Raw genomic sequence first — 13,781 nt, 5'->3', positions numbered from 1 at the left:
CCAGTGCTTTAGCGACGATAGTCGACAAACGGGCCATCCGCCACCGAGCGGCGTTCGACCAGCCGAGGGTGCACTTCAATAGACTGCGACTCTTCGCGCTTGTTGACGATACGATCCAACAGCATATTGAACGCGGCTTCGCCCAGCGAATCTTTCGGCTGATGAATGGTGGTTAACGCCGGGCTGAAATAGCGGGCGTTACGCACATTATCATAACCGATCAGCGAAATGTCCTGCGGCACGCGCAACCCCATTTCATCCGCGGCGCAGATAGCGCCCATCGCCATAATGTCGCCGCCGCAGAAGACCGCCGTTGGACGGTGTTGTTGGCTCAGGATCTGCTGCATGGCGCGGTAGCCGGACTCCGGCTCGAAGTCGCCCTGTACAATCCAGTTTTCCGGCACGCTGATATGCGCCTCTTTCATCGCCTGCATGAAGCCGGCCAGTCGCCCCGCGCCGGTGTTGCGCTCCAGCGGGCCCGGGATCACGCCGATTTCGCGGTGACCGCGTTCAATCAGGTAACGTCCGGCGATATACCCGCCCTGGAAGGCGTTATCGATTACCGCATCGGTAAAGTCGGCTTTTGCTTCGCCCCAGTCCATCACCACCATCGGAATATGGCGATACTCTTCCAGCATGCTCAGGACGGAATCCGGGTATTCGGAACACATCACCAGCAGACCGTCGACGCGTTTTTGCGCCATCATCGACAGATAGGCCCGCTGTTTTTCCGGGTCGTTCCAGGCGTTGCCGAGGATTAGGGTATAGCCCTTCTGGAAGCAGCTCTTTTCAACGGACTCAATAATTTCAGCGAAATAGGCGGCTTCGCTACTGGTCGCCAGCAGGCCAATCGATTTTGTATGATTGACTTTCAGGCTGCGGGCCACGGCGCTCGGCGAGTAGTGCAGCTCTTTGATCGCCGCCCATACCGCATTGCGCGTCTCTTCGGCAACGAAACGGGTTTTGTTAATTACATGTGATACAGTTGTAGTGGAAACGTTTGCGCGCTTCGCTACATCTTTAATAGTTGCCATTACATCTCACTCCATGCCTTGACCTGATCGCCTGATCATCGATACGTAAACGTTTGCCTACACACACCCTGAATACAATTTTCAACATTGCATCACGTCGGGAAAACGACACAGAACGACAGGAAGGGGTCAATGGCCGATACGCTTTTAAATTAGCGTGGGATTTTGTCCGATCTTGGGGCAAAGTGGAAGAGCAAAAATGTGCATCGCCCTAAATCCCGGAAGATTTTTGCGATTTTTTGTGCAAAAATGAGCAAGCTCACTTTTGGTGTGGGGATAACAAGAGGGAAAAATGATGGATACCAATTTAAAGTTTTCGCTGATCACCACGATTATTGCCCTCGGCGTGATCGTCGCATTCAGCCTGACCGCCATACTGCACTAATGTTCCGATGAGGGAGGAGCGCGGCCTCCTCCCCGTATCCCGCCATTATTATCAATTCTGCAAAAATCTTTTGTCATTTCGTTCACTTTTGTTTTTTTGTGATTGATGTCATGCTTTTGGCTTCTGATGTTACGCCGTCCTCCCTGACGGTCTGATGGAGTCATTGAATGAAAATCAACTTTCCTTTACTCGCGCTGGCGATCGGCGCCTTTGGCATCGGGACCACCGAGTTCTCCCCGATGGGATTGCTGCCGGTGATTGCCAAGGGCGTGGACGTCTCGATACCGGTAGCGGGAATGCTGATCAGTGCGTATGCCATCGGCGTCATGGTCGGCGCGCCGCTGATGACCCTGCTGCTGTCCCATCGCGCCCGACGCAATGCGCTGATTTTTCTGATGGGGATCTTCACCGTCGGCAACCTGCTGTCATCCATTGCGCCGGATTACACCACGCTGCTGCTGTCGCGCATTATTACCAGCCTCAACCACGGCGCCTTTTTTGGCCTGGGGTCGGTGGTAGCGGCCAGCGTGGTGCCTAAGCACAAGCAGGCCAGCGCGGTGGCCACCATGTTTATGGGCCTCACCATCGCTAATATCGGCGGCGTGCCTGCCGCGACCTGGCTTGGAGAAACCATCGGCTGGCGGATGTCCTTCCTCGCCACCGCGGGGTTAGGCCTGCTGGCGATGGTGAGCCTGTGGTTCTCCCTGCCGAAGGGCAGCGCGGGCGAGCGGCCGGATGTCAAACAAGAGCTTTCGGTCCTGTTACGGCCGCAGGTGCTTTCTGCCTTACTGACCACCGTGCTGGGCGCCGGGGCGATGTTTACGCTGTATACCTACATTTCGCCGGTACTGAATACGCTGACCCATGCTTCATCGCTGTTTATCACCGCGATGCTGGTGCTGATTGGTGTTGGTTTTTCGCTGGGCAACTATCTGGGCGGCAAATTCGCCGACCGGTCGGTCTCCCGCACGCTGAAAGGCTTTCTACTGCTGCTGATGGCGATCATGCTGGCGATACCGCTGCTGGCGCAATCCCAGGCGGGTGCGGCTATCAGTATGATCGTCTGGGGCGCAGCCACCTTTGCGGTAGTGCCGCCGCTGCAGATGCGAGTGATGCGCGTGGCGCATGAGGCGCCGGGTCTCTCTTCTTCGGTGAATATCGGGGCGTTCAACCTGGGCAACGCGCTGGGCGCCGCCGCCGGCGGAGCGGTGATCTCCGGCGGACTGGGATATGCGTTTGTGCCGGTGATGGGCGCGATTATTGCCGGTCTGGCGCTGCTGCTGGTCTGGTTTAGCGGACGAGCGCAGCCGGAGGAGGCCTTTGCCAGCCAGTCATAAACGGTGGGGAAGGGTGTAAAAAAAACCGCAGCAGGGGTCACTCTGCTGCGGTTTGTCGTTTATGCGGCCAGGTTAGCGGCAACAAACTTCCAGTTAACCAGCGCCCAGAAGTGGTCCAGATAGCTTGGACGGGCGTTGCGGTAGTCGATGTAGTAAGCATGTTCCCAGACGTCAACGGTCAGCAGCGGCTTCGCGTCGGTGGTCAGCGGGGTACCCGCGTTGCTGGTGGAGACGATAGCCAGGCTGCCGTCGGCATTTTTAACCAGCCAGGTCCAGCCAGCGCCAAAGTTTTTCGCCGCGGCGTCGGTAAATTTGGCCTTAAACTCTGCGAAGCTGCCGAAGGATTTGGCAATCGCGGCCGCCAGCTCGCCTTCCGGTTCGCCGCCGGCGTTCGGCGCCAGGCAGTTCCAGTAGAAGGTGTGGTTCCAGACCTGCGCCGCGTTGTTGAAAACGCCGCCTTCAGAGGTGCGCACGATCTCTTCGAGCGATTGACCTTCGAACGCGGTGCCTTTGATCAGGTTGTTGAGGTTAGTGACATACGCCTGGTGGTGTTTACCGTAGTGGTATTCCAGGGTTTCTGCGGAAATGTGCGGCGCCAGGGCGTCTTTTGCATATGGTAATGCAGGTAATTCAAACGACATTGCTACTCTCCTTATAACTTTTTTGTTTTATCTCACATTGACAAGATGAGGTTTTCACCTGAATCGCGTTCTGACCGCCCGACGCTGTCGCGTCCCGGGCCTGTTATTGTATTGAGAATGTTAACATTTGCCGCAGGCAGTGAAAAGCCTTACAACGATAAAGGCTATTATCGCCGGCGCAACTGCCGAAGGCTTAACCGTTTTCTGCGTAGCGGCGCGTTAAGACGCCCGCAGATGTTGCAAAAATGTATAAGTAAAAGGAGGCTGGGTCTCCAGCCTCTCACCGCAATGGTTAATTTCTCAGCAGGCCATCTTAAGGCCCCGCAGCGCAAACGACTGAGTGAAAATAAGCATTTTAAATCAAATAATTAATGACGCTATGCTTTCAGGCAATCGCCGCTATGCCAATAATTCATTGTCTATTTTGATATTTGTATGACAAATATAGCCGCCGGCAGCAATTTCCACAGGATGGCTACGATGGCAAAAACAGATGAAGTGGTAAGCCCGAAAATGATCCCGGTCGTGCAGGGGATCGTTGACTGGATCGAAGCACATATTTTTGACACCCTGCCGGTAAGCGCGATAGCGAAAAAGTCCGGCTACTCGCACTGGTATTTCCAGCGGCAATTCGCCATGGTGACCGGCTGCACGCTGGCGAGCTACGTCAGCCGCCGGAAGATGACCATCGCGACAATCTACTTAACGCAGACCGAGGCCTCCATGCAGAGTATTTCCCAACGTCTGGGGTACGACGGGCAGGCGGCGTTCTGCCGCACCTTTCACCGTCACTTTGGCATGTCGCCCACCCGCTATCGTCGGGAAGCGCCGGTCACAGAGGCGAATATGCAGTTTCCCCTGACGGTGGGGGCGGAGAACGCGCAGGTGAAGAGGGCTGCCGCCGTAGCGGCAGACCGGGATCAGCGAATGGTTTTCGGGGTCATGACGCGACGGGCGCCGACGTAATGGCGTACCCAGTAATCTTCGCTCAGGGAGGTGATTTGAATATCGCGCCCCGTGCGCGGGGACTGAATGAATTTCCCGTTGCCGACGTAAACGCCAACGTGGTCGGCAGTGCCGCGTCCGCGGGTGCGGAAGAAGACCAGGTCGCCGCTCTGCAGTTCGTCACGATCGACCGGACGCGCATCGCGCAGGTGGTACATTTCATTGGCGGTACGCGGGATATGAATCTTGACCAGGTCTTTGTAGGCGTAATAGACCAGCCCGCTGCAGTCGAACCCGGTGCGCGGCGAGGTGCCGCCCCAGCGATACGGTTTACCCAGCTGGCCCATCAGTTTGTTCATGGCGGTACTCTGCGCTTTTTGCACCCGGACTTTATGCGCGTCGGCGATCGTCAGATTCGCTTCGCTGGCCTCGGGTTTACAGCGTTTTTTATAGCCCTTACGCACCACGCATTTGCTTTTGACGCTGTTCAGCGCCAGGGCCGGCTCGGCGCTGGCGGCCACCGTTTTTGCGCACTGCTTTTTATACCCTTTACGCAGCACGCATTTTTTCGTGGCGCCGGCGGCCTGACGATGAAGCGCGGTTTGGCTTGCTGCGGTAGAGCGGGTAGGGAGCCGGGTGCTCGAGGATTTTTTACTGGTGGTTTTAGCGGTGGTTTTACTTTTTTGACTGGTTGCTTTTTTCTTGCGCTCTGAGCCGCTTTTCGCGGGCAACGCCTTTGACGAGGCGGAGGCGTGCGTATGCCCTGAAGCCTGAGCCAGTGGCGTGAATGAGATAGATGTGAACAGTAATGCACAGAGCGATATCGCGATTTTGTTTAGCCGCGCCACTGAGCAATCCCCTGATTAATTACAGACATGTACAAATGCCTGACGATGAATGACAAACCGGAACGATTCTAAAGCATAAAAACCCGGAAAGTTAATATTCTTTTGTATCAAAAATGTCGATTGGTTAACGATTGCAAGAAAACGCGTCAGACATTGACCGCCTCGCACAGAAAATGCGCAACGCGCGCCTGCCCGCGACGGCAAAATGATATTTTTAAGGCAACTTCGCGCAACAGAAGATAAAATATGAATAGTGAAAAAAATGTTATTATCGGTCCTGCCCTCGGGACGCTACAATGACAAGTTACTGCCGTAGAAAGAAGTTTAAGGAAGCACGACAATGAGCTCGACTTTAGAAAAGATCCAACGCCAAATCGCTGAAAACCCGATCCTGCTGTACATGAAAGGTTCGCCGAAGCTGCCAAGCTGCGGTTTCTCCGCTCAGGCCGTTCAGGCGCTGTCCGCCTGTGGCGAACGTTTTGCTTACGTTGATATCCTGCAGAACCCGGATATCCGCGCCGAGCTGCCAAAATATGCCAACTGGCCGACCTTCCCGCAGCTGTGGGTGGATGGTGAACTGGTGGGCGGCTGCGATATCGTCATCGAGATGTACCAGCGCGGTGAACTGCAGCAGCTGATCAAAGAGACAGCGGCGAAATACCACACTGACGAGCCGAAAGCGGAATAATTCCCGCGGTCAGTAAAAAAGCGACTTCCTGGAAGTCGCTTTTTTTATCACTCCGGCGTCGCCACCGGCAGCGGCCAGCCGCCCAGACGCTTCCAGCGGTTCACTATCTCGCAAAACAGCTGTGCCGTCTGCTCGGTATCGTAGAGGGCGGAGTGGGCCTGCGCGCCGTCGAACGGCATACCCGCGGCAATACAGGCTTTCGACAACACCGTCTGGCCCAGCGCCAGCCCGCTCAGCGCGGCGGTGTCGAAGGTGACAAACGGATGGAACGGGTTGCGTTTTAGCCCCGCCCGTTCGGCGGCGGTCATGGTGAAGCTGTGGTCAAATGTGGCGTTGTGCGCCACCATGATAGCCCGACTGCAGTCGCTCTCTTTCATCCCTTTGCGTACCATTTTGAAGATGGCATGCAGAGCGTCGTATTCGCTAACGGCGCCGCGCTCTGGATCGTGCGGGTTAATCCCGTTAAAGGCCAGCGCTTCGGGCTGAAGATTGGCGCCCTCGAAAGGTTCAACATGGAAATGCAGCGTTTCATCGGGCATCAGCCAGCCTTGCTCATCCATCTTCAACGTAATGGCGGCGATCTCCAGCAGGGCGTCGGTTTTGGCATTAAATCCTGCGGTTTCAACATCAATCACCACTGGATAAAAACCGCGGAAACGGTCGCACAGACCATTCAGTTGAGCGTTCTCGGACATCAGATTCTCTTAGCTGGAAAAAAGTAGCGCGCATTATGGCAAATTTTGCCACGGCTTGCAGCAGGCAGGGGTGAAAACAACGGGCGCCGCAGCGCCCGGGCGAACGAGGATAATGAAGTCGCTATGGTCGGGGGGTTAGTTGCCCAGCCCTTTGCCGGCGTCTTTCTCTTCAATCAGCTCGATTTTGTAACCGTCAGGATCTTCCACGAAGGCGATAACGGTGCTGCCGCCTTTTACCGGCCCGGCTTCGCGGGTAACGTTGCCCCCGTTCTGGCGGATCCGCTCGCAGGCTTCGGCGGCGTTGTCGACGCTCAGCGCGATGTGACCGTAGGCGGTGCCCAGCTCATAGCTGTCCACGCCCCAGTTGTAGGTCAGTTCGATCACCGCGGTATCGCTCTCTTCGCCGTAGCCGACGAAGGCGAGGGAGTATTTGTACTCCGGGTTTTCGCTGGTGCGCAGCAGCTTCATGCCCAAAACATTGGTATAGAAGTCGATAGAACGTTGCAGGTCGCCAACGCGCAGCATGGTGTGGAGTAAGCGCATAATGTCCCCTATGCAGTTTATTTGATAGATCAGAGCCTTGAGTATAGCGGCGATACGTCGCCGCTATCAATGGAGGGATTACAGCGTAGGATAATCGGTGTAGCCTTCCGCGCCGCCGCCGTAGAAGGACTCCGGGCGCTGCGGGTTGAGCGCCGCTTTTTTCTGCAGGCGGGCCACCAGATCCGGGTTGGCGATGTAATCGCGGCCAAAGGCCACGGCATCAATCAGCCCTTTGCTGATCAGGTCGTTGGCTTTTTCAACGGTGTAGGCGCCAGCGCCAATGATCACGCCCGGGAAGCGGTCGCGAACTTTCTGACGGAAGGCTTCGCTGTACGGCTTGCCGCCCGCCCAGTCCGGCTCGGACATGTGCAGATAGGCGATACCGCGTTTCGCCAGCTCGCTAATCAGATACAGCGCGTCTTCTTCTTCGTTCGGGCCATTATCTACATTCTGGAAGCTGCCAATCGGCGACACGCGGATGCCAATCCGGTCGGCGCTCCACTCTTTGCTCACGGCGTCAACCACCTCCAGCACCAGACGGGCGCGGTTTTCCACGCTGCCGCCATACTGGTCGGTACGCTGGTTTGCCGACGGCGAGAGGAACTGGTGCAGCAGATAGCCGTGAGCCGAGTGCAGTTCAACCAGATCGAAACCGGCGTCACGGGCATTGCCCACCGCCTGACGGAAATCATCGACGATCCCCGGGATCTCTTCGGTTTCCAGAGCGCGAGGCATCGAGGTATCGGCGCGGATGGCGTGGCCGTTTTCGTCGCGCAGCGAGGTGCGGGTGCCGGCGCTCAGCGCAGACGGCGCTACCGGGGCGGCGCCGCCGGGCTGCAGGCTGCTATGGGAAATTCGCCCGGTATGCCACAGCTGCACGGCGATATGGCCGTTTTCCGCGTGAACGCCGGCGGTGATTTTCTGCCAGGCGGCAATCTGCTCCGGGCTGTGCAGCCCTGGCGCGCCGGCATAGCCTTTGGCCTGGGCGGAAATCTGCGTCGCTTCGCTGATGATCAGCCCGGAGCTGGCGCGCTGACGGTAATATTCGCCCATCAGCGGGGTAGGGATATCGCCCGGCTCGATGCTGCGCAGACGCGTCAGTGGAGCCATAAATACGCGATTAGAGACGGTGACGGCACCGACTTTCAACGGGGTGAATAATTTTGATTCCGACATAATGACTCCTGAGTAGACCGGTCGTCTAGGAACTGATGAAATAAAAACGCCTGTTAAACAGCAGGCGCCGCAATAATCTGTTTCGCGTGGGCGAGGGCGCTCTCCAGCGGCGTTGCGCTACGCGTTATTTTGGCCTGCAGGTTGGCGCCGAGCCACAGGGAATAGAGCACCTGCGACAGGGTCATGGCCTCGCCGTCAAATGTCAGACTGCCTTCCTGACGTCCTTTCTCCAGCGCGTCGCCCAGCAGGGCGATGATCTGGCTGGCGCCGTGGTTCATGGCGGCGCGCATGTCTTCCGACAGATCGCAGACCTCTGCCGACAGCTTGACGGTAAGACACCCGCTAATAATTCCCTGCTGGTAAAACTGATTCAGCGTGTGCTGATAGTAGGCCAGCAGCCGATCGCGATAGTTGCCGTCGCCATGGGCGAAGTGCTCGACCAGGCGCTGCAGATATCCGGCGAAATGGTTTTCAAGCAAGGCGACGCCGAAGGCTTCTTTAGAGCGAAAGTAATGATAGAAAGAGCCCTTGGGCACTTCCGCCGTCTTCAGGAGTTCGCTCAAGCCCATGCCGGTAAAACCGCGATGCATGCAAAGCCGCTCGCCGGTGGCCAGAATATGTTCTCGGGTATCGCAATCGCTGTGTCTGTTCATGGGGCACACTGTAGTAGACCGATTGGTCTAATGCAAGACCCGGCGCAAAAATGTTAGCTGGCGCAGCACGTAGTGAACAAAATTTGCGTCAGCGCGGGGAAACGTCTTCAATGAAAGGAGATGAGGGGACAGGAGGCGTGTGGTGGCAGAGCAGTTAGAGTTTTTCCCGGTGCAGAGCCCGTGCCGGGGAATTTGTCAGACCGATGAGCGCGGCTACTGTCGCGGCTGTTTCCGTAGCCGTGAGGAACGTTTTAACTGGCAAACGATGAGCGATGCGCAGAAACAGGAGGTATTGCGTCTGTGCCGTCAACGCCTGCTGCGCAAAATCCGCGCAAACAGGCCAGAGGCGGCGGAAGAACCGCAGCAACCCTCACTGTTTTAAGCCAAAAATTACGTATACTCAGAGCACTTTTTTATTGAGGAAGCGGTTATGGTTCAGCGTATTGCTATGGCTCCCCAGGGGCCGGAATTTTCGCGTTTTGTGATGGGCTACTGGCGTCTGATGGACTGGAAAATGTCGCCAGGCGAGCTGGTCGGCTTTATCGAACAGCATCTCGATTTAGGCATTACCACCGTCGATCACGCCGATATCTATGGTGATTACCAGTGCGAGTCCGCTTTTGGTGAAGCCCTGAAGCTGGCGCCGCATCTGCGTAGCCGAATGGAAATTGTCAGCAAATGCGGCATTGCCACCCGGGCGCGCGCTGAAAACACCATCGGTCACTACATTACCGACCGGGACCACATCGTGCTCAGCGCTGAGCAATCGCTGCGTAATCTGGCGACGGACCATCTCGATCTGCTGCTGATCCACCGGCCGGATCCGCTGATGGACGCGGACGAGGTGGCTGAAGCCTTCCTCGCGCTGCATCACAGCGGCAAAGTACGTCATTTCGGCGTCTCGAACTTTACCCCTGCCCAGTTCACCCTCCTGCAGTCGCGCCTGCCGTTTACGCTTGCTACCAACCAGGTGGAGATCTCGCCGGTGCATCAGCCGTTGCTGCTCGACGGCACCCTCGATCAGCTGCAGCAGCTGCGTATTCGCCCGATGGCCTGGTCCTGCCTCGGCGGCGGCCGCCTGTTTAATGAAGAGGGCTTTCAGCCGCTGCGCGACGAGCTGGCCCAGGTGGCCCACGAGCTTAACGCCGACAGCATCGAGCAGGTGGTTTATGCCTGGGTGCTGCGCCTGCCATCGCAACCGCTGCCGATTATCGGCTCGGGCAAAATTGAGCGCGTGCGCTCGGCGATTGTGGCTGAAAAGCTGAGTATGACCCGCCAGCAGTGGTTCCGTATCCGCAAAGCCGCGCTCGGTTACGACGTGCCATAACCGGCATTTCGCCTCCGGAAACCTGTTCCTGGTTTACACTTAACAGGGAGACAGCCATCCGGAGGTGTTATGCAACGATGTATTCTCGCTATCCTTTCCCTCGCATTTTGCGCTGGCGCGCAGGCCGTCAGTGAAGATGTGCAACTTAATCTCGTGACCAGCCAGGGCGTTGGTCAATCCATCGGCAGTGTAAAAATCACCGAAACCGACCGCGGACTCGAATTTGCTCCCGATCTGCGAGCGTTGCCGCCGGGCAAGCACGGCTTTCATATCCATGCTGAAGGCAGCTGCCAGCCGGCGATGAAAGAGGGCAAAGCCGTGGCCGCCGGAGCGGCGGGCGGACATTACGATCCGCAACATACCGGTAAACATGAAGGGCCGCTGGGCACCGGACATCTTGGCGATTTGCCCCTGCTGGTGGTCAACGACGCGGGCGTGGCTGACCAGCCGATTATCGCTCCCCGTCTGAAAACGCTGGCGGAAGTGAAAGGCAAAGCGCTGATGGTTCATGTCGGCGGCGATAATATGGCCGACAGTCCGCAGCCGCTGGGCGGCGGCGGCGAACGGTTTGCCTGCGGGGTGATTAATTAATCTTTTCGCCAATCGTTCCGGCGACCGGAGCCTGTTCCAGCTGCGATAGCGCGCAATACAGTCGCCAGATCGCGGCGGCCAGCTCCCGGGCCGCCGGCTGATGATGGTGGTTCAGAACCTCGCAGATCCGCAGCAGCTCCTGCAGCGTGGTGGCCAGCGGCCGCTGCTGCACGCCGCGCTCGCTCATGACATCGCGCAGCAGGTTGATACACAGATCGCGCACCTGGGCGAGCGGATCGGAGCGGGTTTCCCACTCACGAAGCTGCCAGACCACGTGGGAGCAGTTCAGCAAGACCACCCCCCAGCGCAGTAGCCAGCGGCGGGCCAGCGCATCCTGGCTCTGACTGAGCTGGCTGACGTGGTGATATACCAGCGATTCAAATTCGTGCTCGCTGTGCTGGGGGCGGCGGCTGAGCTGATCGACAAAGTGACGCCGTAACGCTCTGATGTGCCGTCGCCCTTTGCGGGCGTCCGAGCCGGGACTGAGCACCGCAAAAGCCAGCCACGCAAAGCCCACGCCGACAATCTTGCTTAAATTATCATTGAAAAAGGCCGCATAGTCGTACACCGGTGGGTTGGTGACGGAGATAAACGAGCCCATAAAGACGATAAGCTGCCCCCACAGGCCGGCAAATTTTGGCCACTGCAGCTTGAGTAACTGCATGGTGGTCAGCAACGGGAACAGAAACAGCAGGAACTGCCACAGGTCGGTGATCTGCACCATCAGGCCAAATTTCACCACAAAACTGAACAGCGACAGCAGGACCAGGGTCTGCATCAGCAGGGTCAGCGAGCGAAACGGCGAGGCCGACACCGAGTAGAGTACGCAGCAGATGGAGGCCAGGGTCAGGGCCGCCGCGCAGCTGGTCCACTGGGTACTGATCCCCCACGCGCCTATCGCCACCAGGGCGCAAAAGGTACGAATGCCGTTGAGCAGGGCTTCCGCCTGGTCCGTGTGGCGGGTCAGCGCGGGTGCGGAAGGAACATTGAACTCGGCGATCGCTGAGGCATTTTCAACCCGGCGGATCCAGCGGCTGCTTTCCAGATAAATGCGACAGAAATAGCGTAACCGCGCCCAGAAGGCGAGGTGGCGGTAATCCGCGCCCGGCGGCGGCGCCAGCGGCGCCAGAATGCGGGCGACGTGATAGCTGTCAGCATTGGCGGTGGCGAGCTCCGCAAGCAACGACTCCAGCACCTGGCGGGTATTGGCCGGGGCGTCAGGCCAGTTCAGCAGCATACGCCGCAGGCTGGAAATGACGCTGGTCATTCGGAGCTGTTGGTGCAGCAGGTAGTTCAGCAGGGGATTCTGCCGACGGAAGCGGTAGTGGCTCCAGAAGGCCTGGATGCGCAGCAGGTTCATGGTCAGGATCTGGCCAATTACGCTTTCATGGGCGGTGCGGATAGCATCCGTCGTTTCCGGTACCCACAGCAGACTGGCGTGCTCCAGCAGGCGGGCGTGCATGGTTTTCAGCGCCGTCAGCAGGTTGCTGCCATCGGAGGTGCTGGGCAGGATCATCATCATCAACCCGCCGCACAGGATCCCGACGATGACTTCGCAGACGCGCGACTGGGCAATCACCCATAGCTCGTAGCTGTCGCTGATATTAATCACCGGAAAGGCGATGATGGCGCAGGTATAGCCCGCCAGCTGAAAGGCGTAGGCCACGTTGTTGGTGAACAGGGCGCAGGCCCAGGTGCAGAGCGCCAGCCAGCCGGAGATACTGAACAGGAACAGCCAGGGATCGTTGAGCGTATGGCCCGCCAGCAGCAGGGCGGCGCAGGCGCCGAGCAGGCTGCCGGCAATGCGGCCAAAACTTTTACTGATCACCCCGCCGACGGTGGGAAAGCTGACCACCGCCGCGGAGGTCATCGCCCAGTAGGGCTCATCCAGATCCAGCGCATAGGCGATGCTCAGCGCAAGACACATGGCGATGCCGTTACGCAGCGCGTATCGCCACTGCGGTCGGGTGGCTTTAACCCAGGGCAGCGTGCGCCATGACAGGGTCTGCAGATTCATCACTGTCCGCCGATCGAGACGGTGCAGGTGGTGCCGGAGACCAGAGTGACATCGGCCGGCAAGCTATCAAAGGCAATCCGCACCGGGACGCGCTGGGCGAGGCGGACCCAGGGGATATTCGGTTTGATATTGACCACCAGCCCGGTTCCCTGTTCCACGCTCTGGTCGACAATCGCGCGACCGATGCTGGCGACATGCCCCTGCAGCGTCTGCTGATTGCTGTAGAGAATGATTTGCGCCGGATCGCCGATGCGAATATGGCGCAGTTTGGTCTCTTCAAAGTAGCCCAGCACATAGAACGAATGGCTGTCCACCAGGGCAAAGACCGGATGGCCGGTGGTGGCGTAATCGCCGACCCGAGTGGAGAGGTTAGTCACCCAGCCGTCCACCGGCGCTTTGACTACCGTCTGGCTGAGCTGCCACTGCGCATGCTTTAGCGCCGCCTCGGTGACACCGACTCCCGCTCTGGCGGCCGCCAGGGTGGTGGTGGCGGTATTCAGGGCGGTATTGGCGTTTTCAAGGTCTTCAGCCGAGATGGCATTCTGCGACAGGTTTCTGCGACGGCGGGCTTCGCTGGCGGCTTTGCTTTGCTCCGCCTGCGCTTTCGCCACCTCAGCTTGCGCTTTCGCCAGCTGCGCCTGGGCGTTCAGCACCGCAATGCGGTAGGGGGTGTCGTCGATGGTAAACAAGACTTCACCGGCCTTTACTCGCTGGTTATCGGCCACGTTAAGCTGCAGAATACTGCCGGAGACCTGAGGGGTGATCCCGACCTGCTCGGCGCGCACTTTCCCGTCGCGGGTCCAGGGGGACTGAGTGTAGAAATTCCATAACAACCACGCGGCAACCAGTGCGATGGCCGCCACCAACAGCGTTGACAAATATTTTAATTTTTTCATAGCAG

16 protein-coding genes are annotated in these 13,781 nt (G+C 58.0%); 7 read left to right on the top strand and 9 right to left on the bottom strand.

Annotated elements, in window-relative coordinates; genetic code table 11:
* Window positions 1–8 precede the first annotated feature (8 nt).
* Window positions 9–1,034: an HTH-type transcriptional repressor PurR gene (gene purR / locus QLG03_RS11780; RefSeq protein ID WP_004202888.1), complete on the bottom strand. Its 1,026-nt coding sequence runs from the start codon at window positions 1,032–1,034 to the stop codon at window positions 9–11.
* A gap of 295 nt (window positions 1,035–1,329) precedes the next feature.
* Between purR and QLG03_RS11775 the strand changes: the two genes are divergently transcribed.
* Together QLG03_RS11775 and QLG03_RS11770 are read left to right on the top strand one after the other, a co-directional pair.
* On the top strand, window positions 1,330–1,419 hold the full coding sequence (locus tag QLG03_RS11775) for a YnhF family membrane protein (protein WP_004152976.1): 90 nt from the start codon (window positions 1,330–1,332) through the stop codon (window positions 1,417–1,419).
* Between the two features lie 167 nt (window positions 1,420–1,586).
* Entirely contained in the window at window positions 1,587–2,756 is a 1,170-nt protein-coding gene (locus QLG03_RS11770; RefSeq protein WP_032453121.1) for an MFS transporter, read from the top strand.
* A gap of 59 nt (window positions 2,757–2,815) precedes the next feature.
* Here the strand turns inward: QLG03_RS11770 and sodB are convergent, their stop codons facing one another.
* Window positions 2,816–3,397, bottom strand: a complete 582-nt coding sequence (gene sodB, locus QLG03_RS11765) for a superoxide dismutase [Fe] (RefSeq protein WP_023289943.1) — start codon at window positions 3,395–3,397, stop codon at window positions 2,816–2,818.
* A 480-nt stretch (window positions 3,398–3,877) separates the two neighbouring features.
* Between sodB and QLG03_RS11760 the strand changes: the two genes are divergently transcribed.
* Window positions 3,878–4,363 (top strand): AraC family transcriptional regulator, encoded by a 486-nt coding sequence (locus QLG03_RS11760; protein ID WP_023289942.1) that lies wholly within the window; start codon window positions 3,878–3,880, stop codon window positions 4,361–4,363.
* On the opposite strand, the gene QLG03_RS11755 is transcribed toward QLG03_RS11760, so the two are convergent.
* Complete coding sequence (locus QLG03_RS11755) at window positions 4,318–5,190, bottom strand: C40 family peptidase (RefSeq protein ID WP_104467133.1); 873 nt, start codon at window positions 5,188–5,190, stop codon at window positions 4,318–4,320. The two genes, QLG03_RS11760 and QLG03_RS11755, sit on opposite strands and share 46 nt — an antisense overlap.
* Before the next feature lie 340 nt (window positions 5,191–5,530).
* Between QLG03_RS11755 and QLG03_RS11750 the strand changes: the two genes are divergently transcribed.
* Window positions 5,531–5,878, top strand: coding sequence for a Grx4 family monothiol glutaredoxin (locus QLG03_RS11750; RefSeq protein ID WP_002907768.1), 348 nt, complete (start codon window positions 5,531–5,533; stop codon window positions 5,876–5,878).
* A gap of 47 nt (window positions 5,879–5,925) precedes the next feature.
* On the opposite strand, the gene rnt is transcribed toward QLG03_RS11750, so the two are convergent.
* From rnt to QLG03_RS11730, 4 genes are all read right to left on the bottom strand, one after another.
* On the bottom strand, window positions 5,926–6,573 hold the full coding sequence (gene rnt, locus QLG03_RS11745) for a ribonuclease T (RefSeq protein WP_004202881.1): 648 nt from the start codon (window positions 6,571–6,573) through the stop codon (window positions 5,926–5,928).
* A 135-nt stretch (window positions 6,574–6,708) separates the two neighbouring features.
* Window positions 6,709–7,116 carry a lactoylglutathione lyase gene (gloA, locus tag QLG03_RS11740; RefSeq protein ID WP_032453119.1) on the bottom strand — a complete coding sequence of 136 codons (408 nt, stop codon included), beginning with the start codon at window positions 7,114–7,116 and terminating at the stop codon, window positions 6,709–6,711.
* A 78-nt stretch (window positions 7,117–7,194) separates the two neighbouring features.
* Window positions 7,195–8,292, bottom strand: a complete 1,098-nt coding sequence (locus QLG03_RS11735) for an alkene reductase (protein ID WP_101866124.1) — start codon at window positions 8,290–8,292, stop codon at window positions 7,195–7,197.
* Between the two features lie 53 nt (window positions 8,293–8,345).
* Complete coding sequence (locus QLG03_RS11730) at window positions 8,346–8,945, bottom strand: TetR/AcrR family transcriptional regulator (RefSeq protein ID WP_060589470.1); 600 nt, start codon at window positions 8,943–8,945, stop codon at window positions 8,346–8,348.
* A gap of 139 nt (window positions 8,946–9,084) precedes the next feature.
* Here QLG03_RS11730 and QLG03_RS11725 point away from each other — a divergent pair, with 139 nt between their 5' ends.
* The 3 genes from QLG03_RS11725 to sodC all read left to right on the top strand — a co-directional run bounded on the left by QLG03_RS11725 (window position 9,085) and on the right by sodC (window position 10,863).
* Window positions 9,085–9,327, top strand: a complete 243-nt coding sequence (locus QLG03_RS11725; protein WP_017901094.1) for a DUF1289 domain-containing protein — start codon at window positions 9,085–9,087, stop codon at window positions 9,325–9,327.
* A gap of 48 nt (window positions 9,328–9,375) precedes the next feature.
* Window positions 9,376–10,272, top strand: coding sequence for an aldo/keto reductase family oxidoreductase (locus tag QLG03_RS11720; RefSeq protein WP_023318436.1), 897 nt, complete (start codon window positions 9,376–9,378; stop codon window positions 10,270–10,272).
* Between the two features lie 69 nt (window positions 10,273–10,341).
* Window positions 10,342–10,863 carry a superoxide dismutase [Cu-Zn] SodC gene (gene sodC, locus QLG03_RS11715; RefSeq protein WP_255987742.1) on the top strand — a complete coding sequence of 174 codons (522 nt, stop codon included), beginning with the start codon at window positions 10,342–10,344 and terminating at the stop codon, window positions 10,861–10,863.
* Here the strand turns inward: sodC and QLG03_RS11710 are convergent.
* Window positions 10,856–12,880 (bottom strand): FUSC family protein, encoded by a 2,025-nt coding sequence (locus QLG03_RS11710; protein ID WP_255987741.1) that lies wholly within the window; start codon window positions 12,878–12,880, stop codon window positions 10,856–10,858. The genes sodC and QLG03_RS11710 overlap by 8 nt on opposite strands.
* On the bottom strand, window positions 12,880–13,776 hold the full coding sequence (locus QLG03_RS11705) for an HlyD family secretion protein (RefSeq protein ID WP_255987739.1): 897 nt from the start codon (window positions 13,774–13,776) through the stop codon (window positions 12,880–12,882). The genes QLG03_RS11710 and QLG03_RS11705 overlap by 1 nt, the downstream gene beginning before the upstream one ends.
* Between the last annotated feature and the right edge of the window lie 5 nt (window positions 13,777–13,781).

Origin of the sequence: Klebsiella sp. V115_8, from assembly GCF_029967715.1 — a bacterium.
Classification (GTDB): domain Bacteria; phylum Pseudomonadota; class Gammaproteobacteria; order Enterobacterales; family Enterobacteriaceae; genus Klebsiella; species Klebsiella quasipneumoniae.
Note: the sequence above shows the minus strand (reverse complement) of the source record. Positions and strands in the feature narration are given on the sequence as shown.

Bases quoted from the DNA above. Each gene is read 5' to 3' on its own strand.
- QLG03_RS11710 (WP_255987741.1), bottom strand. From the start codon at position 12,880: ATGAATCTGCAGACCCTGTCATGGCGCACGCTGCCCTGGGTTAAAGCC.
- QLG03_RS11720 (WP_023318436.1), top strand. From the start codon at position 9,376: ATGGTTCAGCGTATTGCTATGGCTCCCCAGGGGCCGGAATTTTCGCGT.
- purR (WP_004202888.1), bottom strand. From the start codon at position 1,034: ATGGCAACTATTAAAGATGTAGCGAAGCGCGCAAACGTTTCCACTACA.
- QLG03_RS11735 (WP_101866124.1), bottom strand. From the start codon at position 8,292: ATGTCGGAATCAAAATTATTCACCCCGTTGAAAGTCGGTGCCGTCACC.
- QLG03_RS11775 (WP_004152976.1), top strand. From the start codon at position 1,330: ATGGATACCAATTTAAAGTTTTCGCTGATCACCACGATTATTGCCCTC.
- sodB (WP_023289943.1), bottom strand. From the start codon at position 3,397: ATGTCGTTTGAATTACCTGCATTACCATATGCAAAAGACGCCCTGGCG.
- QLG03_RS11760 (WP_023289942.1), top strand. From the start codon at position 3,878: ATGGCAAAAACAGATGAAGTGGTAAGCCCGAAAATGATCCCGGTCGTG.
- QLG03_RS11770 (WP_032453121.1), top strand. From the start codon at position 1,587: ATGAAAATCAACTTTCCTTTACTCGCGCTGGCGATCGGCGCCTTTGGC.
- gloA (WP_032453119.1), bottom strand. From the start codon at position 7,116: ATGCGCTTACTCCACACCATGCTGCGCGTTGGCGACCTGCAACGTTCT.
- rnt (WP_004202881.1), bottom strand. From the start codon at position 6,573: ATGTCCGAGAACGCTCAACTGAATGGTCTGTGCGACCGTTTCCGCGGT.
- QLG03_RS11730 (WP_060589470.1), bottom strand. From the start codon at position 8,945: ATGAACAGACACAGCGATTGCGATACCCGAGAACATATTCTGGCCACC.
- QLG03_RS11750 (WP_002907768.1), top strand. From the start codon at position 5,531: ATGAGCTCGACTTTAGAAAAGATCCAACGCCAAATCGCTGAAAACCCG.
- QLG03_RS11705 (WP_255987739.1), bottom strand. From the start codon at position 13,776: ATGAAAAAATTAAAATATTTGTCAACGCTGTTGGTGGCGGCCATCGCA.
- sodC (WP_255987742.1), top strand. From the start codon at position 10,342: ATGCAACGATGTATTCTCGCTATCCTTTCCCTCGCATTTTGCGCTGGC.